1 protein-coding gene is annotated in these 1,289 nt (G+C 67.9%); it reads left to right on the top strand.

What is annotated here, in order from left to right:
- Nucleotides 1-1,289, top strand: a 1,289-nt coding sequence (locus AAHM40_RS26975; protein WP_342247434.1) for an L-glutamate gamma-semialdehyde dehydrogenase, incomplete at both ends; no start/stop codon positions are given.

Here is a 1,289-nt window from a genome sequence, read left to right on the forward strand (position 1 = left end):
CACGACTTCGCCAACGACACGCACCGCCCGCTGGGCCCGGTGGTGTGCATCAGCCCGTGGAACTTCCCCCTGGCGATCTTCGCCGGCCAAGTGGCCGCTGCCCTGGCTGCCGGCAATACCGTGCTGGCCAAGCCCGCCGAACAGACCCCGTTGATTGCCGCCCAGGCCGTGCGCATCCTGCTCCAGGCCGGTATTCCGGAAGGCGTGGTGCAACTGCTGCCGGGCCTCGGCCACACCGTCGGCGCCGCCCTGGTGAGCGATGAGCGCGTGAAAGGCGTGATGTTCACCGGCTCCACCGAAGTGGCTGGCATCCTCGCCCGCAACGTCGCCGGCCGCCTGGACGCCCAAGGCCGTCCGATCCCGCTGATCGCCGAAACCGGCGGCCAGAACGCCATGATCGTCGACTCCTCGGCCCTCGCCGAGCAGGTGGTGACCGACGTGATCGCTTCCGCCTTCGACAGCGCCGGCCAGCGCTGCTCCGCCCTGCGCGTGCTGTGCGTGCAGGAAGACGTGGCCGACCGCGTGGTGGAGATGCTCAAGGGCGCCATGGCCGAGTGCCGCATCGGCAACCCCGAGCACCTGAACGTGGATATCGGCCCGGTCATCGACGCTGAGGCCAAGGCCAACATCGACAAACACATCCAGGCCATGCGCAGCAAAGGCCGCAGCGTGTTCCAGATCGCCCGCACCGAGGGTGATGTGATGCAGCGCGGCACCTTCGTGATGCCGACCCTGATCGAACTGGACAGCCTCGCCGATCTGGAACGCGAAATCTTCGGCCCCGTGCTGCACCTGCTTCGTTACAAGCGCGAGGACATGGACGCCCTGCTCGACCAGATCAACAGCACCGGTTACGGCCTGACCCTGGGCGTGCACACCCGCATCGACGAAACCATCGCCAAGGTGGTGGACAAGGCCCACGCCGGTAACCTTTACGTCAACCGCAACATGGTCGGCGCCGTGGTCGGCGTGCAGCCCTTCGGTGGCGAAGGCCTGTCCGGTACCGGCCCGAAAGCCGGCGGCCCGCTGTACATGTACCGCCTGCTGGCCACCCGCCCGGTCGATGGCGTCAGCCGCACCTTCCAGCGGTTGGACGGCCAAAGCGTCGCCGACACCCAGCAACGCACCACCCTGCAGGAACGCCAGGGCAAGCCCCTTGAAGCCCTCAAGGCCTGGGCCGCGAAGAACGGCAAGGACAGCCTGGCAAGCCTCTGCGACAGCTTCGCCGAGCAGTCCCAGAGCGGCCTGACCCGCGTCCTGCCTGGCCCGACTGGCGAGCGCAACACCTA

Origin of the sequence: Pseudomonas sp. OTU5201 (assembly GCF_038440135.1) — a bacterium.
Lineage (GTDB): Bacteria > Pseudomonadota > Gammaproteobacteria > Pseudomonadales > Pseudomonadaceae > Metapseudomonas > Metapseudomonas resinovorans.